A 20732-nucleotide genomic window follows, 5' to 3' on the forward strand; every position below is an offset into this window, starting at 1 on the left:
CCTCACTTTCCGGCCCTCCCCCGCACCTCAGCCGAGCGAACGGGCCGCCGTCAATCGGAAGCTCATCCGGCGAAGAGATCCCTGAACCGTTCGCGCAGCTGGTTCTTCTGGACCTTGCCCATCGCGTTGCGCGGCAGGTCGTCGACGAAGACGACCCGCTTCGGGGCCTTGTAGGGCGCGAGCTGGCGGCGCGCGGCGGCGATGAGGGCCGCTTCCTCGCCTTCGCCGATCACCACGGCGACGACGCCTTCGCCGAAGTCGGGATGCGGCACGCCGATCACGGCGCTCTCGGCGACGCCCGGCAGCTCGTCGATCACCAGTTCGATCTCCTTGGGATAGACGTTGTAGCCGCCGGAGATGATCAGGTCCTTGGCGCGGCCGGAGATCCAGACGCGGCCGTCGATGTCCCGCCGGGCCACGTCGCCGGTGACGAACCAGCCGTCGGCGGTGAATTCCTCGGCGGTCTTCGCAGGGTTGCGCCAGTAGCCCGCGAACACCGAGGGCCCGCGGATCTGGATGACGCCCGTACCTCCCCCGCTCACGGGGGAGGGGGACCGCGAAGCGGTGGAGGGGGCGTCGCCTGCAATGCGGAGCTCCACGCCCGGAAGCGGATAGCCGACCGAGCCCGCGATCCGCTCGCCGTCGAGCGGGTTGGAGGTGATGATCACCGCCTCGCTCATGCCGTAGCGCTCCAGGATGCGCAGGCCGGTGCGCCGCTCGAACTCCGAAAAGGTCGATGTGAGCAGCGGCGCCGAGCCGGAGATGAACAGCCGCATGTGGCCGGCCGCCTCGCGCGTGAAGGCCGGATTGGCGAGCAGGCGGGTGTAGAAGGTCGGCACCCCCATCATCACCGTCGCCTTCGGGAGCGCCGCCAGCACCTCCGCATCGGAGAACTTCGGCAGCCAGATCATGGGACAGCCGGAGAGGAAGGCGCAGTGCATGGCCACGAACAGGCCGTGGACGTGGAAGATCGGCAGCGCGTGCAGCAGCACGTCGGCGCGCGAGAACCCCCAGATCTCGTGCAGGGCGACGGCGTTGGCCGCCAGATTGCCGTGGCTCAGCATCGCCCCCTTGGAACGGCCGGTCGTGCCGGAGGTGTAGATGATCGCGGCGAGGTCCGATGCGGTGCGCGGGATCGGCCGCGCAAGCGGCTGGGCGCCTTCCGCCTCCGCGAGGAAGCCTTGCGCGTCGGTGATGAACAGCTTCGGCTCGGCGTCTGTCCGGAAGTAGGCGACCTCGGCGGCCGTGTACGCCGGGTTGAGCGGCAGGAAGACCGCGCCGCACTTCAGCGCGGCCAGGTAGATCATCACCGCTTCCGGGCTCTTCTCGGCCTGCAGGGCCACGCGGTCGCCGGGCTCGACGCCCTTGGCTATCATCAGCCCCGCGGCGCGCGAGACGCCGGCCTCGAGGGCGGCGTAGGAGGCCTCGCTCCCGTCCGCGAAGATGAAGCAGGCCGCGCTGCGGTCTTCCGGGAAGCCACTGGCCAGCCGCTCGTACAGGTTCTCGCTCATCGGGCGCTCTTAGCGCCGAAGCGCAGGCCCGTCAGGCGCCCAGGTTGAGCAGCGCCGGATCGCCGCCCTGGGCTGCGATGTTGATGCTCACCGCCCGCTCGACGGCGTAGCGCAGCAGCGCGTGCGCGCCGCCGGCCTTCGGCCCGGTGCCGGAGAGCCCCTCTCCCCCGAACGGCTGCACGCCGACCACCGCGCCGATGATCGAGCGGTTGACGTAGCAGTTGCCGGCCGGGACCGTCCGCTGCACCGCGTCGGCGAACGCCTCGAGCCGCGAATGGACGCCGAGCGTCAGGCCGTAGCCGGCCGCCACCAGCGGCGCGGCCGCCGCCTCCAGCTTGGCCGGATCGTAGCGGACCACGTGCAGGATCGGCCCGAACACCTCGCGCTGCAGAAAGGCGGCCGAGGGGATCTCCGCCAGCACGGGACCGAAGAAGTGGCCGCCCTTCGGCGGCCTGAGCCGATGCAGCACCTTGGCCTCGCGCGTCAGCCGCTTCAGGTGCTGCGCGAGGCCGCCGCGCGCCGCCTCGTCGATCACCGGGCCGACATCGCACGCCGGATCCGCCGGATCGCCGAGCACCAGGGCGTCCATCGCCCCCACAAGCCCCTCGACCAGCAGATCGGCGGTCTCGTGCGGCAGGAACAGGATCCGCAACGCCGAGCAGCGCTGGCCGGCCGAGCCGAACGCCGAGACCAGCACGTCGTCGATCACCTGCTCGCGCAGCGCGGTGGTGTCCACGAACATGGCGTTCAGCCCGCCGGTCTCGGCGATGAACGGGATGATCGGGCCCTGGCGCGCGGCCAGCGTCCGGTTGATCGCCCAGGCGGTCTCCGTGCCGCCCGTGAAGGCCACGCCTGCGCAGTCGGGGTGCGCGACGAGCGCCTGGCCGATGGTCGCGCCTTCGCCGGGCAGCAGGTGCAGCAGGTCGGGGTCCAGTCCGGCCGCGTGGTAGCGCTTCACCGCCTCGGCCGCGATGATCGGGGTCTGCTCGGCGGGCTTGGCGAGCACGGCGTCGCCGGCGGCGAGCGCGGCGGCGATCTGGCCGGTGAAGATGGCCAGCGGGAAGTTCCACGGGCTGATGCAGGCGAACACGCCACGGCCGTGCAGCGCGACGCGGTTGGTCTCGCCGACCGGGCCCCTCAGGGTCTCGGGCCGGGCGAAATCGGTCTCGGCGATCTGGGCGTAGTAGCGGCAGAAGTCGGCGGCCTCGCGCACCTCGGCGACGCCGTCGGCCAGCGTTTTGCCGGCCTCGCGCGCGCAGATCGCGATCAGCCGCTCGCGGTCGGCCTCCAGAGCCTCCGCCATGGCGCGCAGCACGCGGGCGCGATGCTCGCCGCCCGCGGCATCCCAGGCTTTCCGCGCTCGCGCCGCGGCGGCATAAGCCCGGTCGATCTCTTCCGGCGTTGCAGACCATGCGCGGCCCACCTGGCGCGTCAGGTCGGCGGGCGAGACCCGCTCATCGGCCTTGCCCGTCCGTTGCAGCCGCCCGGAGATGATCGGGCCGGTCTCCAGAACCTCGCCGTCGAGCGCGGCGATGGCGGCCGCAAGCCGTTCGCGCTCGGCCCCGATCGAGAGGTCCATGCCCAGCGAATTGCGCCGCCCCGGCCCATAGAGCTCGACCGGCAGCGGGATGCGCGGGTGCGGCCCGGCGCCGGCCGCCTGCACCGCCTCGATGGGATCGGCGACCACCTTGTCGACCGGCGTCCTGTCGTCCAGCAGCGCATGCACGAAGGAGGTGTTGGCGCCGTTCTCCAGCAGCCGCCGCACCAGGTAGGGCAGCAGATCCTCGTGGCTGCCCACCGGCGCATAGACCCGCAAGGGGAAGTCGCCGTAGCGCTCGTGCGCGCCGGCGTAGAGCGCCTCGCCCATGCCGTGCAGCCGCTGGAACTCGCAGGCGAGGTGCGCCTGGCGGGCCAGTTCGCGGACGGCGGCCAGGGTATGGGCGTTGTGGGTGGCGAACTGCCCGTAGAGGTGCGGCGCCGCGGCAATGAGCGCCCGCGCGCAGACCAGGTAGGAGAGGTCCGTGGCGGCCTTGGTCGTGTAGACCGGATAGCCCGGCAGGCCCGCCACCTGGGCGCGCTTGATCTCCGAATCCCAGTAGGCGCCCTTGACCAGCCGCACCATGAGCCGCCGCCCACTGTCGCGCGCGATGGCGGCGACCGCCTCGATCACCTTCGGCCCGCGCTTCTGGTAAGCCTGGACGGCGAGGCCCAACCCCCGCCAGGATCCGAGCTCCGGCTCGCGCGCCAGCCGGTCGAGCAGCTTCAGCGAGATGACCAGCCGGTCGGCCTCTTCGGCGTCGAGCGTCAGGTTGATGTCGGCCTCGGCTCCGAGCAGGGCGAGCCGTTTCAGCCGCGGATAGAGTTCGCTCCAGACGCGGGCCGCCTCGCGCGCCTCGTAGCGCGGCGACAGCGCGGAGAGCTTGACCGAGACGCCGTGCCCCGCTTCCGGCCCCTGTCCCTTGCCCTGCCGGCCCACGGTTGCGATCGCGTCGGCGTAGGAGGCTTCGTAGCGCTCCGCGTCGGCGGCCGTGCGCGCGCCCTCGCCCAGCATATCGAAGGAGCAGACGAACCCCTCGTCGCGGGCGCGCTTGATCGCCGCCTCGATGGTGCGGCCGAGCACGAACTGCTCGCCCATGATGCGGACGGCGGCCCCAACCGCGCGGCGGATCACCGGCTCGCCGAGCCGCCCGGCCAGCCTGCGGATGAAGCCCGGCAGATCGGCGCGCGCCTCCTCGTCCGGCTCCATCAGGCGGCCGGTCAGCATCAGGCTCCAGGTGGAGGCGTTGACGAGCAGCGAGTCCGAGCGCCCGACGTGGCTCGCCCAGTCGGCGGAGGCGATCTTCTCGGCGATCAGCCGGTCGCGGGTCTCTTCGTCCGGCGTGCGCAGCAGCGCCTCGGCCAGGCACATCAGCGCCAGGCCCTCGCGGGTGGAGAGGCTGAACTCCTGCAGGAAGCTCTCCACCACGCCCTGCTTCCTCGCGCTGCGCCGTGCGGCGCGGACCAGGGCCTCGGCCTCGCCGCGCACCGCCGCGCGGTCTTCGGCGCTCAGGGGCTGGGCGGCCAGGGCCTCGCCGACCGCCGTCCGCTCGTCGATGAACTTGCCCGCATCCAGCTGGTCGAGGTCCATGCCCTGCTCCGAATCCGCAGGCCCGATCATGTCAAGGCTCGTGCGCACGTTCATGCCAAAGAAGCTTGCAACGCGGCGCGCCCGAGGCACGGGCAGCCGGCATATCTCCGGCCGTCAGGCCGAGAGCGTCGCCCGCTCGGCGCGGTCGGGATCCTCGACGACCCGGCAGATGGCGTCGAACAGCATGTTGGGCGTCGCCCCGCGGCTCACCGCCGGCCAGTGCGGCAGGCCCGGATGGTTCGGATCGCCGGTGTGGGCGAAGGCGAGCCAGGCGGCGGACATCCGCTGGGCCAGGGCGCGCGCCTCATCGGTCCCGCCAGTGGCGTTGAGGCAGCGCTCGACGTTGTCGAGGGCGTAGGCCATCTCCGCGCAGTGGAAGGCGCGCACGCGCCCGTCCAGCAGCGTTCGCGGATTGTAGTCGAAGCGGTAGAGCCAGGCGCGGCCGCCGGCGCGGGCCTTCTGCTGCGCCTGGCGCACGGCGGGCGCGCGGAACTGGCTGGACACCAGGATCGAGAGCACCTCCACCGGCTTGGCGTTCGGATGCGCCGCGCGATACGCCGCCCAGGCCGCGTCCGAGGCGCCCGCCGCCGCGCGCGCCATGGCCTTGGCGCGGTCCTCGGCGATGTCTTCGAGCGTCGGATTGCCCAGGCTCGGCGAGTATTCGTTGAGGTTCGTGCCGACCAGCAGCGGCACGTCGGCGGAGAGCGCCGGCGCGCCCTCGCCCCAGGTCTGGGCCGGGATCAGCGCACCATCGACGCTCGGGCCCCAGAGTAGGTCGATCTCGCCAGGCTTGCCCTTGGGCATGCCGCGCTTGGCCGCCTCGCCCGCCGCCACCAGGGCCTGCGGCGCGACCGCCTGCAGCCTGGCGAGGTCGCCGCGGCCGAGGCCCAGCGCCTTCAGCAGCCCCTCGGCCATCATCCGCGAGCGGGCCGGATCGCTGACCGTGAGCTGCGAGCCGCTTTCGACGATCGCCTTGTGGAACAGGCCCTTGGCCGAGGGCATGGCCATCAGGGTCGAGACCTTCGCCCCGCCGCCGGACTGGCCGAAGATGGTCACGTTGGCCGGGTCGCCCCCGAACGCGGCGACGTTGTCGCGCACCCACTGCAGGGCCGCGACCAGGTCGGCCATGCCGGCGTTGCCAGAGGCGGCGTAGCGGGGATCGCCGAGGCCGGAGAGGTCCAGGTAGCCGAACGGCCCCAGCCGATGATTGACCGAGACGAAGACCACGCCGCGTCGCGCCAGCCGCTCGCCATGGTAGGCCGGAAGCTCCTGCGACGAGCCGGCCTCGTAGCCGCCGCCATGGATCCAGAACATCACCGGCCGGGGTTTGCCGCCCAGGCCGGGCGACCAGACGTTGAGCCTCAGGCAGTCCTCGCCGGGGAAGCCGTCGTCCCAGTCGTAGATGAAGGCGACCTCGTCGTTGCGCCAGCCGCCGCGCTCCACCTGCGGGCAGACCGGCCCGTAGGCCAGCGCCGGACGCACGCCCGTCCACGGCGCCATGGGCTGCGGCGGCAGGAAGCGCGCGGCGCCGCCGGTCGGGGCGGCGTAGGGAACGCCCTTCCAGACATAGACGCCGTCGCGGAGCGCGCCGCGGATCTTGCCCGCGCGGGTCTCGATCACCGCCTCCGGGGGCGTGGCGAGCGCGCGTGCGCCGCCGCTTCCGCCCGGCTTGGCGAGGCCTGCCCGCGGCGCGGCGACGGCCAGGCCGCCCAGCACCGTCGCGCCCAGCACGCCGCGTCGGTGAACGCCCTTGTTTATCCGCGCCATGCGCCCCTCCCCGTCCCGAGGGCCATCCCACCACCGCGCGCCGGCGCTGGCAACGCGGGCCGGTGAACCCTGCGGGCGCTTTCGAGTTGGACTGTCCAGTGACACCGAAGGAGACCCCCATGCCTGCCAAGTCCAAGGCGCAGCAGAAAGCCGCCGGGGCGGCGCTGTCGGCCAAGCGCGGCGAGACGCCCAAGTCGAAGCTCAAGGGCCCCTCCAAGCACATGGCGCAGTCCATGAGCGAGAACGAGCTGGAGAAGATGGCCTCAACCAAGCGCAAGGGTAAGCCCGAGCACGCCGCCCGCAGCTGAGCCAGGGGCTCGGCCTCGCCTCCGCTCCAGCCCATTGCGCGACCGCGCTCGGAAGGGCCAAGCTGGCCCGATGAGTCCGCCGGCCTGGGCCGGATCGAGGGGAGCCGATGAGCGAGATCACCCGGCGCGGCCTGGCCGCCGCGCCCCTGGCGCTGGCCGCCGTTCAGGCGACGGCGGCGCCCAAGGCTGCGGCGCCGGCGTCGCCCTGGCCTGACGCGACCGAGACCGCCGCCCGCATCCGCCGCAAGGAGATCACCGCCGCCGAGGCCGTGGAGGCAGCGATCGAGCGGGCCGAGGCGTTGCAGCCCGTCCTGAACATCCTCGTCAACTCCGACTTCGATCGCGCGATCGACAAGGTCGCGGCCGGCGCCCCTGCGGGCCCGTTCGGGGGCGTGCCGTTCCTGGTGAAGGACCTGGAGGACTACCGCGGGCTGCCGACCCGGGCGGGCTCGCGCTCGCTTGCGGCCAGCCCGCCCGCCGCAGAGCAGAAGCCCTACATCGACGCCTTCGACCGGGCGGGCCTGGTCACCCTCGGCAAGTCGGCCACTCCCGAGTTCGGCCTGCTGCCCAGCACCGAGCCGCTGGCGACCGGGGCGACCCATAATCCGTGGGACCTGACGCGCTCGCCGGGCGGCTCCTCGGGCGGCTCGGCCGCGGCGGTGGCTTCGGGCGTCGTGCCGGTGGCGCACGGCACCGACGGCGGCGGCTCGCTGCGCATCCCGGCCTCGCATTGCGGCCTGTTCGGCCTGAAACCCTCGCGCGGGCGGATGATCGGCACGCGCGGCGACACCAAGGTCACCGACTACGCCGTCCAGCACGTGCTCTCGCGCAGCGTCCGCGACAGCGCGGCCGTCTTCGCGCTCACCGAGGACGCCGCGGCGGGCGCGCGCTACGCGCCCGTGGGCCTGGTGAGCACGCCCGTGCGCCGCAAGCTGCGCGTCGGCCTGGTCGTCGAGGACGGCCGCGGCCACAGCCCCTCGCCGGAGGTGGTCGCCGCCACCGAGGGCGCCGGCAAGCTGCTGGAGAGCCTGGGGCACCATGTGGAGCCGACGCGCTGGCCGGTCGACGGCGGCCGCTTCATCCAGGACTTCCTGCTGCTCTGGGCCTCGGACGCGGCGCGCACCGTCGAGGAGATCGCCAAGGCTGCCGGACACCGGCCCGATGAGACCATGTTCGAGCCGTTCACGCTCGGTCTGGCGGAGATGTTCCGGAAGACCCCGGCCAGCGTCCTTGGCCCGGCCCTCCAGGGCCTGCAAGCCGCCGCGCTCGCCTACGACACCTGGTTCCCGGCGCACCTGCTGGACGTGGTGATCTCGCCGGTGCTGTCGACGCCTCCGCCCTTGCTGGGGGAGATCGGCCCGAGCGTGCCGTTCGAGACCCTGGTTCCGCGGCTGATCGATTACGTGGGCTACACCCCGCTGCACAACATCGCCGGCGCGCCGGCGATCAGCGTGCCGCTGTACTGGACCGAAGCGGGCCTGCCGGTCGGGACCCAGATCGCCGCGCGGGCGGGACAGGAGCGGATGCTCTTCGAGCTGGCCTATCAGCTCGAGCAGGCCAGGCCCTGGGCGCAGCGCGTCCCAGGCGTGCATGCGCTCAGCGTGCGGCGATCGCCTGGGGCGGCGTAGCCAGCGGCGGCGCGGCGGCCTATCAGGCGCGCGGAGGAGCGTCCCATGGCCCATGACGCCGAGCCGAGCTATCCCGAGATCCGCGAGGCGGTGCGCAAGCTCTGCGCCCGCTTTCCGGGGCCCTACTGGCGCGCGCTCGACCGGGAGCGGGCCTACCCGACGGACTTCGTGCAGGCGCTGACCGAGGCTGGCTTCCTCTCGGTGCTGATCCCCGAAGAGTATGGCGGCTCGGGCCTCGGCCTCGCCGCCGCGGTGGCGGTGCTCGAAGAGATCCACCGCTCGGGCTGCAACGGCGGGGCCTGCCACGCCCAGATGTACACCATGGGCGTGATCCTCAGGCACGGCTCGGCCGCCCAGAAGGACGCCTACCTGCCGAAGATCGCCGCCGGCGAGCTGCGCCTGCAGGCGTTCGGCGTCACCGAGCCCGACGCCGGCACCGACACCACCCGCATCGCCACCTTCGCGCGGCGCGAGGGCGACGACTACGTGGTCTCCGGGCGCAAGCTCTGGATCTCCAGGGCCGAGCATTCGGACCTGATGGTCCTGCTCTGCCGCACCACGCCGCGGGACGCGGCGGCCAAGCCCTCGGACGGCATGAGCGTGCTGCTGGTCGATCTGCGCGACGCGGTCGGAAACGGCCTGACCATCCGGCCGGTGCGCACCATGCTGAACCACGCCACGACCGAGCTGTTCTTCGAGGACCTCCACGTGCCGGCCGCCAACCTGATCGGCGAGGCGGGCCAGGGCTTTCGCTACATCCTCGACGGCATGAACGCCGAGCGCATCCTGATCGCCGCCGAATGCATCGGCGACGCGCGCTTCTTCATCGACCGGGCCAGCGCCTACGCCAGGGAGCGGGAGGTGTTCGGCCGGCCGATCGGGCAGAACCAGGGCGTGCAGTTCCCCATCGCCCGGGCCTATGTGCAGGCGAGCGCCGCGGTCCTGATGGTCGACCAGGCGGCCGCCCTGTTCGAGGCGGGCGCGCCCTGCGGGACCGAGGCCAACATGGCCAAGCTCCTGGCCTCGGAGGCCTCCTGGTGCGCCGCCGACATGTGCCTGCAGACCCACGGCGGATTCGGCTTCGCCGAGGAGTTCGACATCGAGCGCAAGTTCCGCGAGACGCGCCTCTATCAGGTGGCCCCGATCTCCACGAACCTGATCCTCAGCCACGTGGCGACCCACGTGCTCGAGCTTCCGAAGTCGTTCTGAGCGAGCGCCCGCGAGCCCGCGCCTTGACGCACGGTTAACCACAGCCGGTCCAAGCTACGGCGACGATCTCTGGGGGAGGCAGCTGTTGAGCCAAGTCGCCGACGGCGCACGCGCAACCGCGGTACGGCCAGCCGGCGGCGAGGGCCTGCACCTGTTCGCCGCCTCCGCACGCAACCTCATGCCGCGCTTCATCAGCAGCCTGGCCGTGGCGGCCGCGGGCCTGTTCTATCTGGGGCTGCTCCCGACCGCGCTCTGGCTCATGGGCGTCTGGATCACCCTGGTGGTGGGCCTGCGGCTCACCGGCCACTCCGGTCCAGGCGGCACGCGTCCGGTCGCCGCGATCGTCATCAACAGCATCATCGCCACGGTGCTGCAGGCCGGGTTTTGCGTGGCCATGTGGCGCACCGGCGATCTCGTGGCGGGCCTGTTCGCGCTCGCCACCGCCTTCATCGGCGCGGCCTATGTGCTTCTGCAGTACTACGCCGACATCGTCCTCTTCCGCCTGTTGCTCAGCCCCTACGCCCTGGCGATGGGCTACATGGGCCTGGACGAGGTGATGCGCGGCGGCGGGCGCCCCGCCGCGGCGGTGACCCTGGTCGCCGCCGTCGCCTCGATGGTCAACTTCTTCTTCCTGGCGCGGCGGATGCTGGATCGCTCGCGCAGCGCCCTGCGCGCCGCCCGCCAGCAGGCCCGCGAGGGCGAGCTCGCCGCCGAGGCCGCCAACGCCGCCAAGAGCGCCTTCCTGGCGACCATGAGCCACGAGATCCGCACGCCGCTGAACGGGGTGCTCGGCATGGCCCAGGCGATGGCCGCCGACGAGCTCGCCGATGTGCAGCGCGAACGGCTCCTGGTCATCCATCGCTCGGGCGAGGCGCTTCTCGCCATCCTCAACGACGTCCTCGACCTTTCCAAGATCGAAGCCGGCAAGCTGGAGCTCGAGACCATCGAGTTCGATCTGGCGGACCTGGCCCAGGGCGCCTACTCCGCCTTCACCGCCTTGGCCAACAAGAAGGGGCTTTCCTTCGCCCTGGACATCGGCCAGGCGCGCGGCCGCTACATGGGCGATCCGACCCGCGTGCGGCAGATCCTCTACAACCTGATCTCGAACGCCCTGAAGTTCACCGACCAGGGGGAGATCCGCGTCACCGCGGCGCGCCAGGGCGACATGCTGGAGATCGCGGTCGCCGACACCGGCGTCGGCATCTCGCCGGAGAACCTGGTCCGCCTGTTCCAGAAGTTCGATCAGCTGGATTCCTCGACCACCCGCCGGTTCGGCGGCACCGGCCTGGGGCTGGCCATCTGCCACGAGCTCGCCCAGCTGATGGGCGGCGACATCGCCGTGGAGAGCAGACTCGGCGAAGGTTCGAAATTCCTCGTGCGCCTGCCGCTGCCCTGGATCGGCGAGGAGAAGGGGCCGCCGGAGCTCGCCCCCGCCCCGCCGCCGGAGCTGCAGCCGATGCGGCTGCGGGTGCTGGCGGCCGAGGACAATCAGGTCAACCAGCTGGTGCTGAAGACCATGCTGCACCAGCTGGGCGTCGAGCCGACCGTCGTCGAGAACGGCGAGGCCGCGGTCGAGGCCTGGGCCAACGGCGAATGGGACATCGTCCTCATGGACGTCCAGATGCCGGTCATGGACGGCTTGACCGCGACGGCCCAGATCCGCGAGCTGGAAGCCCGCAAGGGGCGCCGGCGGACACCGATCGTCGCGCTGACCGCCAACGCCATGTCGCACCAGATCGAGCAGTACCTGGCGGCCGGCATGGACGGCCACGTGGCCAAGCCGATCGCCGCCGCCGACCTCTTCCAGACGCTCTGCGACGTGGTGCGGCAGGATGAGGACGGCGACGAGGCCGCCGCCGCCGCCGGAGCCGCCTAGAGGCTGATCGCCGGGAGCCCCGTTGACGCGCCGCAGCGCGCGCGCTGAGTTTCGCCGCGCCATGCGGCTCTTCCATTTCAGCCACGATCCGGAGATCACGCGCTTCGAGCCGCGGCCGGTCTCGATCCCCTCCGAGCGGCCGCCTGGGCGCGAGTGGCTGAACGGGCCCTTGGTCTGGGCGATCGACGAGCCGCATCAGGCCATGTACCTGTTCCCGCGCGACTGTCCGCGCATCCTGATCTGGCAGACCCCCGAGACCAGGGACGAGGACCTCGGCCCCTGGCGCGGCGAGCGTAGCGACCGCATCATCGCCCATATCGAACAGGCCTGGCTGGAGCGGGTGCGCACGGCCTCGATCTGCCGCTACGAACTGCCGGCCGCCGCCTTCGAGGACCTGCACGACGCCGGCATGTGGATTTCGCGCTCGGCCGTGGAACCCTCGGCCATGGAGGTGATCTTCGACATTCCCGGCGCGCTGGCGGCGCTGGACGTGGAGCTTCGCGCGATGCCGAGCCTCACGCCCTTGCGGGGCCTCTGGGAGACCAGCCTGCACGCCAGCGGCATCCGGCTACGGAACGCCGCCGGCTGGTAGCGAACCGCCTGGGCGACTACATCGGAGCCCATGGCCGAGGCGTTCAACGACAGGACGATCGAGGGCGACAAGCCGGCGCGCTACGCGGTCGTCGCCGAGGAGATCGCCGCCGTGCTGGAGGGCGAGCCGAACCTCGTGGCGCGGATGGCGACGGTCGCCTCCATGCTCGCGGCCACCTTCGAGGCCTACTTCTGGACCGGCTTCTACGTCGTCGATCCGGACAGGCCCGGCGAGCTGGTGGTGGGACCCTACCAGGGCACGCTGGGCTGCCTGCGGATCGCCTTCGGCCGCGGCGTCTGCGGGACGGCGGCGGCGACGGGCGAGACCCAGATCGTGGCGGACGTCGCGGCGTTCCCCGGCCACATCGCCTGCGACGCGCGCGCCAAGAGCGAGATCGTGGTTCCGGTGCGCGACCGGTCGGGGCGGCTGATCGCGGTGCTGGACGTGGATTCCGAGCGGCCGGCGAGCTTCGACCAAACGGACGCCGAGGGGCTTGAGCGCATCCTAAAACAAGCGTTTGGTTGAGCCGTTGTCTTCCCCAACGGCGCCTTTCTAGAACCGTGCCCACGCGCCGGGACGCGCCCCCGAAGGATCAAGGAGTTCATCATGGCCGAGGCCTATATCGTCGCCGCCACCCGCACCGCCGGCGGCCGCAAGGGCGGACGTCTTCGCGAATGGCATCCCGCCGACCTGGGCGCGGTGGTGCTGAACGAGCTGATCGAGCGCACCGGCGTCGACCCGAGCCGGGTCGAGGACGTGGTGATGGGCTGCGTCATGCAGGTCGGCGAGCAGGCGACCAACGTGGCGCGCAACGCGGTGCTGGCCTCGAAGCTGCCCGAGAGCGTGCCGGCGACCTCGGTGGACCGCCAGTGCGGCTCCTCGCAGCAGGCCCTGCAGTTCGCCGCCCAGGCGGTGATGAGCGGCACCATGGACGTGGTGATCGCCGCGGGCGTCGAGAGCATGACCCGGGTGCCCATGGGCCTGTCGGTCGCCCTGCCCGCGAAGGAGGGCTTCGGCCAGCCGAAGAGCCCGCGCATGGAGGAGCGCTACCCGCACATCCAGTTCAGCCAGTTCATGGGCGCCGAGATGATGGCGGAGAAGTACAAACTCACCAAGGACCAGCTGGACGAGTTCGGCTACCGCTCGCACCAGCGGGCGATCGCGGCCACCCAGGGCGGCGCCTTCAAGGACGAGATCGTGGCCGTCGACGGCAAGGACGCCGAAGGCAACGTGGTGCGCCACGACGTCGACGAGGGCATCCGCTTCGACGTCAGCCTGGAGGGCATGAAGGGGGTCAAGCTGCTGCGCGAGGGCGGCCGGATCACCGCGGCCACCTCCAGCCAGATCTGCGACGGCGCCTCGGGCGTGATGATCGTCTCCGAGCAGGCGCTGAAGGAGTTCAATCTCGAACCCATGGCCCGCATCCACCACCTGTCGGTGATCGGCCACGACCCGGTGATCATGCTGGAGGCTCCGTTGCCGGCCACCGAGCGGGCGCTGAAGAAGGCCGGCATGAGCGTCGACGACATCGACGTCTTCGAGGTCAACGAGGCGTTCGCCTCGGTGCCGGTGGCCTGGCTGCAGACGCTGGGCGCCGATCCGGAGCGGATGAACGTCAACGGCGGGGCCATCGCGCTCGGCCACCCGCTGGGCGCCTCGGGCACGAAGCTGATGACCACCCTGCTCTACGCGCTGAAGAAGCGCGGCAAGAAGTACGGTCTGCAGACCATGTGCGAAGGCGGCGGCCTGGCCAACGTCACCATCGTCGAGGCGCTGTAAGCTTCCACCTTCGGAGCGTCATCCCGGGCTTGTCCCGGGGACCCGGAAGCGCTGAGGATGCCGGCGGAGTCGCGATGGCGCCGCCGGCATTTCCTTGTCCGGACGCCGGCGCATCTGGGTGGCCGGGACAAGCCCGGCCATGACGGTTGGAGGGGAAGAGATGCCCAGCCGCATCTACGCCATCACCGGAGCCGCCGGCGTGCTCGGCGGCGCCGTCGCCAGGGCGGCCGAAGAGCGGGGGGCGCGCCTCGCGCTCATCGACCACGCCCAGCACGCCTGCAGCACGGTCCCGGCGGGCGACAACGCCTTGCACATCGGCGGCGTCGACCTGACCGACGCCAACCAGGCGGGCGCGGCCATCGAGGCGGCGGCGGAGCGCTTCGGCGGTGTGGACGCCCTGCTCAACATCGCCGGCGGCTTCTCCTGGGAGAAGGTGGAGGGCGCGACGGGCGAGACCTGGAAGCGGCTGTTCCTGCTCAACGTGCAGACGGCGGAGAACGCCAGCCGCGCGGCGATCCCGCACCTGAAGCGCTCGGCGGCCGGCCGCATCGTCAACGTCGGGGCCAACGCCGCGCTGAAGGCCGCGCTCGGCATGGGCCCCTACGCCGCCTCCAAGGCCGGCGTCCACGCCCTCACCCAAGCGCTCGCCGAGGAGCTCAAGGCCGATGGCGTGACGGTGAACGCGGTCTTGCCTTCGATCATCGACACCCCGGCCAACCGCGCCGAGATGCCGAAGGCCGACGCCTCGACCTGGGTCGCGCCGGCCGACCTCGCCGCCGTGATGCTGTTCCTGGCCTCGGAGGAGGCCCGCGCGGTGACCGGCGCCCTGTTGCCGGTGACCGGCCGGGTCTAGGCGCGGCGGGCCAGGCCTTGCTGGCGCATGCGCCAGACGAGCTGGTCGAAGCGGTCCTGGCCGAAGAACGGCTCGCCTCCGAACACCATCATCGGCACGCCCCAGTGGCCGGCCTTGCGCTGGGCCGCCTGGCTCGCCTCGACGATCGCGGCGTAGCGGGCGGGATCGGCGTCCACCGCCGCGGCGAGCTCGGCGAACTCGAGGCCGGCGCGCGCCGCGGCCTTCGCGAGGTGGTCGCCCTGGTGCCAATCGTCGACCTCGCCGCTCCACAGCGTATGGCTGAGCTCGCGCAGGAACGGCAGCCCCCGCCCGCGCTCGGCGGCGGCCACGCCCAAATGGGTCAGCCGGTGGATATAGGGCTGGGCGATGCGGTAGCTGCCGCCCGACTGCTGCACCGGATCGGGCCTCGGCCAGCGGAACGGCAGGCCGAGGTAGGCGGCTTCGCGGTGCACGTCGCGAACCAGGTAGGGCCCCCAGAGCGGATCGCGGTTGTCGAAGAACTCCGGCGTGCGCACCGCCAGCGGATAGACCGGCCGCACCTCGCAGACGACGTCGTGCTCGGCCTCCAGCGCCAGCAGCCGCGGCGCGATCAGGTAGGAGTAGGGCGAGCGGAAGGACCAGTAGAGGTCGTAGCTCAGCGTCATTTTGGGGAGCTCTTTCCTGGCGGCGCGCAACCTTGGCCATGACAATGGCCGAGACAGGCGATCAGCGGGAGAGGCGAAGATGCTCAAGATGGTGTTCCGAGCCATGCTCGGCGCGTGTCTGGCGCTCGGCCTGACCGGCCCGGCCGCGGCTCAGATCGCAGCCGCGCCGCCGGCCATAGACGGCCTGCGGGTGATCCTCTGCGGCACCTCGGGGCCGCTGGCGGTCCGCGGCCGGGCCAAGGCCTGCGTGGCGGTCGAGACGCCGCAAGGGCTCTACATCGTCGACATCGGCCCGGAGGCCACCGAGAACCTGATGCTCTGGCGGCTGCCGCTCGACCGCGCCCGGGCCCTGTTCCTCACCCACCTGCACTCCGACCACATCGGCGAGGTCGGCGAGTTCAACCTGCAGAGCTGGGTGGCCGGACGCCCGGCCGCCCTGCCGCTGATCGGGCCGGCGGGGGTGGAGAAGGTCGCCCAAGGCTTCAACCTCGCCTACGCGCCGGACCACGGCTTCCGCAAGGCGCACCACGAGCACGGCGGCTTCAGGTTCGACCTCGCGGCCGGCCAGCTGGCGGCGCGGCCGATCGCCATGCCGAAACCCTCGGCGAGCGGGCTCGCCACCGCTGTCGCGCTGCGCGACGGGCCGCTGACGGTCACCGCGATCAAGGTGGCGCACGAGCCGGTCGAGCCCGCCTTCGCCTACCGCTTCGACTATAAGGGCCGCTCGGTGGTGATCAGCGGCGACACCCGCAGGTGGCCGCCGCTGGCGGAGGCCGCCAAGGGCGCCGACGTGCTGATCCACGAGGCGCAGAACGCCGAGATGACGCGCCAGCTCGCCAAGCTGCTGGCCGCCGCCGGCGCCGCGCGGATGAGCTCGCTGATGACCGACACCCTGAGCTACCACACCACGCCGGTGGAGGCGGCGGAGATCGCGCGGATGGCCGGCGCGAAGCGGCTCGTCCTGTACCACCTGACGCAGTCGGGCCTGCCGTTCTTCACGCCCGAGGCGTTCACGCGCGGCATGGACGCGGGCGCCCCGCTGGACTGGCGGCTCGGCTCCGACGGCATGACCATCGACCTGCCGGCCGGCAGCGAGGCGATCGTCTTCGGCCACTTCTGAGGACTGGCGCCGAGGCTAGGCGGCGGTCGGCTTCTGGTCGGCGTAGCTGCGCCACTCGGCCTCCGGCAGCCGCCAGTAGACGCCGGCCTCGCGGGCCATCATCCGGTGGCCGATCAGTTCGCGGCGCAGGGTGGCGCTGTCCCAGTGCCGCCGCTGCAGGACTTCGTTGACCTCGGCTTCCGGATAGCGGCGGCCGGGCTCGAAGCGGTTGGCGAGCCACTTCAGGATCACCCAGCGCTTGCGGCGGCTGGCCGGGATCGATTTCAGCCGCCCCTCGGCGTCGACGAAGGCCGCGAACACCCGCTCCTCCCAGTTGGCCTCCGGGGCCATGGCGGCGGGCTCCTGGTCCAGCAGCCTGCGGTTCATCTGCGCGAGCGCGCCGGGCTTCAGCGCATGCCAGCGCATCACGCCTTGCGGCCGGACCTCGACGAGGCCGAGCGCCTTCAGGACGGCCAGGTGATGCGAGACGGTGGGCTCCTTCAGCCGCAGGATCTCGGCGAGCTCCTGGACGGTGCGCTCCTGCTGGGCGAGCAGGCCCACGATGCGCAGGCGGCTTTCATTGGCCATGGCCTTGAAGAAGGCGAGCAGCGGCGAGAGGTCGGGGTCGGGCACGGTCAGATTCCTTAGATGCCTGTCTAATTAGACATCCATCTCTCGATGTGCAACCGGACCTCACCCGATCGCCGACAATAGGGTGGGACATGTGCGCATTTCATCGCGAACCGGGGCGCTGATTTGGGCCTTGATTCACTTGACAAAGAGCAGATAAGTTCTCGATCTGTTCCGTATAGCGCAAGAGCCGCCGGACGCCAACGAACAGCGCGGAAACATTGCGCATCCGCGCGCCGCGTTGCGGCCTCAGCGCTTCGGGGTGAGGTCGAGGACGGTCTCGGCGGCGGCCTCGACGGCGGGGCGGGTGTAGCGGAGCGGCACGTAGTCGCCCGCGGCCCAGGGCGCGAAAAGGTCGCGGTAGTGCGGGTTCGCCGGGTCGCCCGACTGGCCGGGCGTGTTGACCACCATGGAGTTGTCCCACTGGCCGACGTCGAGGACCATGCGCACCGAGGCGCCGGCGACCTGGGTGAAGAGCTCGGGACGGTAGGTCGCCGCGCGCGGCGTCGAGGCCGAGCCCGGAACCGCCACCGGCCCGACCGCCATCCGCGCGGCGGTCTCCCGATCCGCCAGCACGCCGGCCGGGTTCTGGAACTCCGCCCGATGCAGCCGCCCCCAGGTCCAGGTCGACATGTCCGGGCCGAGACGCTGCTCGAGCTCCTGGACCGCGGCGCCGAGCGTGGCGAGCAGCAACAGCTTGCGCCTGGGGCCGGCCTCGCCCGATTCCAGGAAGCCGATCACCGCGTCAAGGCTGCCCGACCCGATCAGGTCGCGCGCCGGCCGAGGCGCATACATCGCCGCTGCGCCCTTGCCGAGGTAGCCGGAGACCCAGACCTCGTAGATCGCCGCGGGCGCGCTGTCGGTCCGCTCGTCGCCGTTCCAGGCCTCCAGCAGCTTGATGGCCTTCGCCAGGTTCGAGCCCTGTTCGGCCGGCGGCGTCTGCCCCATGTCGGCGCGAAGCAGCGCCCGGAGCCGCCGGGACTCGGCGCTCACGGTGTCGGTCTGCAGCGCCGTGGACTGGGCGATCGTGCCCTTCGGCTCGGCGGCGAGCACCTCCTCGATACGGGTGATCCGCGAGGGATCGCTCCACTCGAAGGAGACCTTGCGCTGCTCGTCGGGGTAGCCCTTCGGCAGGTTCATGGCGTTGGCGGTGGCGAACCAGCCCTTGGCCGGGTTCTTCAGCCACGGCAGCTCGGCGCCCGGCAGGAAGCCCGCCCACTCGTAGCGGCCGTCGCCCGGCACCGGCATCAGCCCGTCCCAGTTCGGCCGCACCGGCGTCAGCCCCGCGGCCGACCAGCCGATCACGCCCGTGCGGTCGGCGTAGACCAGGTTGAGCGGCGGCGTGCCCCAGGCGTCGCGGCCGCCCTCGAAATCGGCCCAGGACTTGGCCCGCCAGAGGCGCGAGCTCTGGAAGTAGCCCTCCGCCCCGGGCTCGTTCCACACGGTGCGCAGGGCGAAGGCGCGGCGCCTGGCCGGATCGATCTTCAGCACCGGGCCGTGGCGGGTGTAGCGCAGCTCGACCTCGCGCGGCGCCTCGCCCTTCACCTCGATGGCCTCGCGGACCACCTTCATCGGCTCCCAGCCGCCCTTGTAGCGGTAGGCGTCGCCGGCCGGATTGATCTCGTAGACGTAGAGGTCCTCCTGATCGATCGGGAAGATGGTCAGGCCGAAGGCGACATCGGCGTTGTGGCCGAGCGAGACGCCGGGCAGCGCCGGCTCGCCGGCGCCTTCGATCGACAGCCCCGGCGCCTCCATGTGGACGATATAGCGGAGCGAGGGCACGCCCACCGCCCGGTGCGGATCGTTGGCCAGGATCGGCCGGCCGCTGGCGGTGCGCGCGCCGGAGATCGTCCAGTTGTTGGAGCCTTCGCCGGAGGTGGCGTCGATCCGCTGGGCGAGCTGGGCGCGGGGATCGAGGGCGGCGGTCTTGCGTCCGGCGAGCGGCTCGAAGCTCACCGGCTCCGTCCCCAGGATATAGTCCTGCAGCACGTCGGCGGGGATGTCGCAGGGATTCAGGCCCTCGGGGACCGCGAGCTTGTGCGACGTGGGCTCGATCTTGCGCCGCAGCCGGTCGGCTTCCACGCCGCCAGCGCAGACCACCTGGGCGCGGGCGACCTCGGAGGTGACGTTGCCGACCAGGGTGTGGCTGCGGATGCGCAGGATGTCGTCGGGCGCCCAGGTCTCCGGCCGGCTGGCGGTCAGCCTGAACTCGATCGGCAGCGGCTTGGCGCCGGCGCGCACCTCGGCGACATAGGCGTCGACGCCGTCCACCCAGGCCGTGACCGCATCCCTCGCGCCCGGCGCATAGGCCGCCCACTCCCTGGCCATGTCGCCGCGGTAGAGGAGGAGCCGCGCCGCGCGGTCCTGGGCGACATAGGCCGGCCCGAAGCTGGCGGAGAGCCGCCCCAGCCCCCGCTTGCGCCACAGGTCGATCTGCCAGAGCCGGTCGCGGGCGGCGTTGTAGCCCTGCAGGAAGAAGGCGTCGCGCACCGAGCCCGCATAGATGTGCGAGATTCCCCAGCGGTCGACGATGATCTGCGCGGGCTGCTGGAGCCCGGTTACCGGCCACGCCTCGCGCCTGGCGGCGGCGGGGAGCTGGGCGTGGGCGGCGGTGGCCGCAAAGGAGAGCAAAGCCGCCGCAACCGCCCAGGTCATACGCATGATGTTCCCCCCCTGCCGGCGCCCATAGAACCCCTTCCTCCTCGATGGAGGAAGGGGCAGGGGATGAGGGTGCGGGCAGTGCGCTCACCAGGGCGCTGTGGAGGCGCAGGCGCCGAACGTCGCCAGCCCGTCACCTCAGACGCCACACCACCACCCCTGCCCCTCCTCCATCGAGGAGGAGGGAAGCTTCCGCCGTGGGATGCTCTCGGACCTTCGGCCGGGCATCGAGGAAGCGCGTCGGGAACGAGGATCGAGCTCAGCCGTTGCACGCGTCGAGGGGGGAGCCTGATCGCCGCGGCGCCCTGAGCTTCACGGGAGGAGGCGAGCGCCATGCCAGCTACGCTCAACGTCGTCTTCGGACCCTGCGCCGCGGGCAAGACCACCTACGCCCAGGCGTTGGCCCGCCGCGAGGGCGCGGTCCCCTTCGTCCTCGACGAGTGGGGCGCGCGCCTGTTCGGCCCCGACCTCAAGGGTCCCATCGAGTTCGCCTGGATGCTGGAGCGCCTCGGCCGCTGCAACGCGCTGATCTGGTCCACCGCCGAGGCGGTGCTCGCCGCCGGGACCTCGGTGGTCCTCGACATCGGCGCGATGCGGCGGGCCGACCGCGAGCGCATCCGCCAGATGGCCGAGTCCAAGGGCCTGCCGCTGCAGTGGCACTTCGTCGACGCGCCGCAGGAGGTCCGCCGCGCCCGCGTCGCCGGCCGCAACGCCGCCAAGGGCGAGACCTTCGTCATGGAGGTGACGCCGGAGATGTTCGAGAGGCTCGAGGCGATCTACGAGCCCCCCGAGCCGGCCGAGCTGGAGGGCGCGGTGCTGAGCGTCGGCGACGACGGCGGGACCGCCGCCCCAGCGGCGGCGCAGCCTGAGGCGGTGCGATAGCTCGACGGCGGTGCGGCCGCCGGCCTCGCTGAGCCGCGGCTCGCCTGCTGACCGACCTGGGCCGAGCGGATCGCGGCCGTAGGGCTCGCGGGCTGGTTCGAACCCCTTCCTCTTCGATGGAGGAAGGAGCAGGGGATGGTGGTGAGGTCATTGGCTCCCCGGAAGCGCA

General features: G+C 71.9%; 16 protein-coding genes. 10 read left to right on the forward strand and 6 right to left on the reverse strand.

From position 1 onward, the window contains the following. Positions 1 to 62 precede the first annotated feature (62 nt). From VLI41_RS05975 to VLI41_RS05985, 3 genes are all read right to left on the reverse strand, one after another. Positions 63 to 1511: an AMP-binding protein gene (locus VLI41_RS05975; RefSeq protein ID WP_325267145.1), complete on the reverse strand. Its 1449-nt coding sequence runs from the start codon at positions 1509 to 1511 to the stop codon at positions 63 to 65. 31 nt (positions 1512 to 1542) lie between these two features. Further along, positions 1543 to 4668: a bifunctional proline dehydrogenase/L-glutamate gamma-semialdehyde dehydrogenase PutA gene (gene putA / locus VLI41_RS05980; protein ID WP_325267146.1), complete on the reverse strand. Its 3126-nt coding sequence runs from the start codon at positions 4666 to 4668 to the stop codon at positions 1543 to 1545. Positions 4669 to 4752: 84 nt separating this feature from the next. After that, a complete protein-coding gene (locus tag VLI41_RS05985) occupies positions 4753 to 6405 on the reverse strand; it encodes a carboxylesterase/lipase family protein (RefSeq protein WP_325267147.1) in 1653 nt (550 codons plus the stop codon). 119 nt (positions 6406 to 6524) lie between these two features. Between VLI41_RS05985 and VLI41_RS05990 the strand changes: the two genes are divergently transcribed. The 8 genes from VLI41_RS05990 to VLI41_RS06025 all read left to right on the forward strand — a co-directional run bounded on the left by VLI41_RS05990 (position 6525) and on the right by VLI41_RS06025 (position 14650). Further along, the gene (locus VLI41_RS05990) at positions 6525 to 6713 is read left to right on the forward strand and encodes a DUF3008 family protein (RefSeq protein WP_325267148.1); all 189 of its coding nucleotides are present in this window, start codon (positions 6525 to 6527) and stop codon (positions 6711 to 6713) included. A 107-nt stretch (positions 6714 to 6820) separates the two neighbouring features. After that, complete coding sequence (locus tag VLI41_RS05995) at positions 6821 to 8341, forward strand: amidase (RefSeq protein WP_325267149.1); 1521 nt, start codon at positions 6821 to 6823, stop codon at positions 8339 to 8341. A 45-nt stretch (positions 8342 to 8386) separates the two neighbouring features. Further along, positions 8387 to 9550 carry an acyl-CoA dehydrogenase family protein gene (locus tag VLI41_RS06000; protein ID WP_325267150.1) on the forward strand — a complete coding sequence of 388 codons (1164 nt, stop codon included), beginning with the start codon at positions 8387 to 8389 and terminating at the stop codon, positions 9548 to 9550. An 85-nt stretch (positions 9551 to 9635) separates the two neighbouring features. Continuing rightward, a complete protein-coding gene (locus VLI41_RS06005) occupies positions 9636 to 11426 on the forward strand; it encodes an ATP-binding protein (protein WP_325267151.1) in 1791 nt (596 codons plus the stop codon). 61 nt (positions 11427 to 11487) lie between these two features. Further along, on the forward strand, positions 11488 to 12018 hold the full coding sequence (locus VLI41_RS06010) for a DUF6886 family protein (protein ID WP_325267152.1): 531 nt from the start codon (positions 11488 to 11490) through the stop codon (positions 12016 to 12018). 30 nt (positions 12019 to 12048) lie between these two features. Beyond that, positions 12049 to 12543 carry a GAF domain-containing protein gene (locus tag VLI41_RS06015; protein ID WP_325267153.1) on the forward strand — a complete coding sequence of 165 codons (495 nt, stop codon included), beginning with the start codon at positions 12049 to 12051 and terminating at the stop codon, positions 12541 to 12543. Between the two features lie 81 nt (positions 12544 to 12624). Then, positions 12625 to 13797: an acetyl-CoA C-acetyltransferase gene (locus VLI41_RS06020; protein ID WP_325267154.1), complete on the forward strand. Its 1173-nt coding sequence runs from the start codon at positions 12625 to 12627 to the stop codon at positions 13795 to 13797. A 160-nt stretch (positions 13798 to 13957) separates the two neighbouring features. Beyond that, on the forward strand, positions 13958 to 14650 hold the full coding sequence (locus tag VLI41_RS06025) for an SDR family NAD(P)-dependent oxidoreductase (RefSeq protein WP_325267155.1): 693 nt from the start codon (positions 13958 to 13960) through the stop codon (positions 14648 to 14650). Here the strand turns inward: VLI41_RS06025 and VLI41_RS06030 are convergent. Beyond that, positions 14647 to 15294, reverse strand: a complete 648-nt coding sequence (locus VLI41_RS06030) for a 2-hydroxychromene-2-carboxylate isomerase (protein WP_325267156.1) — start codon at positions 15292 to 15294, stop codon at positions 14647 to 14649. The two genes, VLI41_RS06025 and VLI41_RS06030, sit on opposite strands and share 4 nt — an antisense overlap. Before the next feature lie 79 nt (positions 15295 to 15373). Here VLI41_RS06030 and VLI41_RS06035 point away from each other — a divergent pair, with 79 nt between their 5' ends. Next, on the forward strand, positions 15374 to 16414 hold the full coding sequence (locus tag VLI41_RS06035; protein ID WP_325267157.1) for an MBL fold metallo-hydrolase: 1041 nt from the start codon (positions 15374 to 15376) through the stop codon (positions 16412 to 16414). 15 nt (positions 16415 to 16429) lie between these two features. On the opposite strand, the gene VLI41_RS06040 is transcribed toward VLI41_RS06035, so the two are convergent. Both VLI41_RS06040 and VLI41_RS06045 read right to left on the reverse strand, forming a co-directional pair. Further along, positions 16430 to 17026, reverse strand: coding sequence for a metalloregulator ArsR/SmtB family transcription factor (locus VLI41_RS06040; protein WP_325267158.1), 597 nt, complete (start codon positions 17024 to 17026; stop codon positions 16430 to 16432). Positions 17027 to 17272: 246 nt separating this feature from the next. After that, positions 17273 to 19684 carry a penicillin acylase family protein gene (locus tag VLI41_RS06045; RefSeq protein WP_325267159.1) on the reverse strand — a complete coding sequence of 804 codons (2412 nt, stop codon included), beginning with the start codon at positions 19682 to 19684 and terminating at the stop codon, positions 17273 to 17275. Positions 19685 to 20014: 330 nt separating this feature from the next. Between VLI41_RS06045 and VLI41_RS06050 the strand changes: the two genes are divergently transcribed. After that, on the forward strand, positions 20015 to 20563 hold the full coding sequence (locus VLI41_RS06050) for an ATP-binding protein (protein ID WP_325267160.1): 549 nt from the start codon (positions 20015 to 20017) through the stop codon (positions 20561 to 20563). Positions 20564 to 20732: the final 169 nt, after the last annotated feature.

Origin of the sequence: Phenylobacterium sp. (genome assembly GCF_035475775.1) — a bacterium.
Taxonomy (GTDB): Bacteria; Pseudomonadota; Alphaproteobacteria; order Caulobacterales; family Caulobacteraceae; genus Phenylobacterium.

Excerpts from the sequence above, each read along its gene's own strand:
- VLI41_RS05975 (WP_325267145.1), bottom strand. The coding sequence starts at position 1,511 with ATGAGCGAGAACCTGTACGAGCGGCTGGCCAGTGGCTTCCCGGAAGAC.
- putA (WP_325267146.1), bottom strand. The coding sequence starts at position 4,668 with ATGATCGGGCCTGCGGATTCGGAGCAGGGCATGGACCTCGACCAGCTG.
- VLI41_RS05985 (WP_325267147.1), bottom strand. The coding sequence starts at position 6,405 with ATGGCGCGGATAAACAAGGGCGTTCACCGACGCGGCGTGCTGGGCGCG.
- VLI41_RS05990 (WP_325267148.1), top strand. The coding sequence starts at position 6,525 with ATGCCTGCCAAGTCCAAGGCGCAGCAGAAAGCCGCCGGGGCGGCGCTG.
- VLI41_RS05995 (WP_325267149.1), top strand. The coding sequence starts at position 6,821 with ATGAGCGAGATCACCCGGCGCGGCCTGGCCGCCGCGCCCCTGGCGCTG.
- VLI41_RS06000 (WP_325267150.1), top strand. The coding sequence starts at position 8,387 with ATGGCCCATGACGCCGAGCCGAGCTATCCCGAGATCCGCGAGGCGGTG.
- VLI41_RS06010 (WP_325267152.1), top strand. The coding sequence starts at position 11,488 with ATGCGGCTCTTCCATTTCAGCCACGATCCGGAGATCACGCGCTTCGAG.
- VLI41_RS06015 (WP_325267153.1), top strand. The coding sequence starts at position 12,049 with ATGGCCGAGGCGTTCAACGACAGGACGATCGAGGGCGACAAGCCGGCG.
- VLI41_RS06020 (WP_325267154.1), top strand. The coding sequence starts at position 12,625 with ATGGCCGAGGCCTATATCGTCGCCGCCACCCGCACCGCCGGCGGCCGC.
- VLI41_RS06025 (WP_325267155.1), top strand. The coding sequence starts at position 13,958 with ATGCCCAGCCGCATCTACGCCATCACCGGAGCCGCCGGCGTGCTCGGC.
- VLI41_RS06030 (WP_325267156.1), bottom strand. The coding sequence starts at position 15,294 with ATGACGCTGAGCTACGACCTCTACTGGTCCTTCCGCTCGCCCTACTCC.
- VLI41_RS06035 (WP_325267157.1), top strand. The coding sequence starts at position 15,374 with ATGCTCAAGATGGTGTTCCGAGCCATGCTCGGCGCGTGTCTGGCGCTC.
- VLI41_RS06045 (WP_325267159.1), bottom strand. The coding sequence starts at position 19,684 with ATGCGTATGACCTGGGCGGTTGCGGCGGCTTTGCTCTCCTTTGCGGCC.
- VLI41_RS06050 (WP_325267160.1), top strand. The coding sequence starts at position 20,015 with ATGCCAGCTACGCTCAACGTCGTCTTCGGACCCTGCGCCGCGGGCAAG.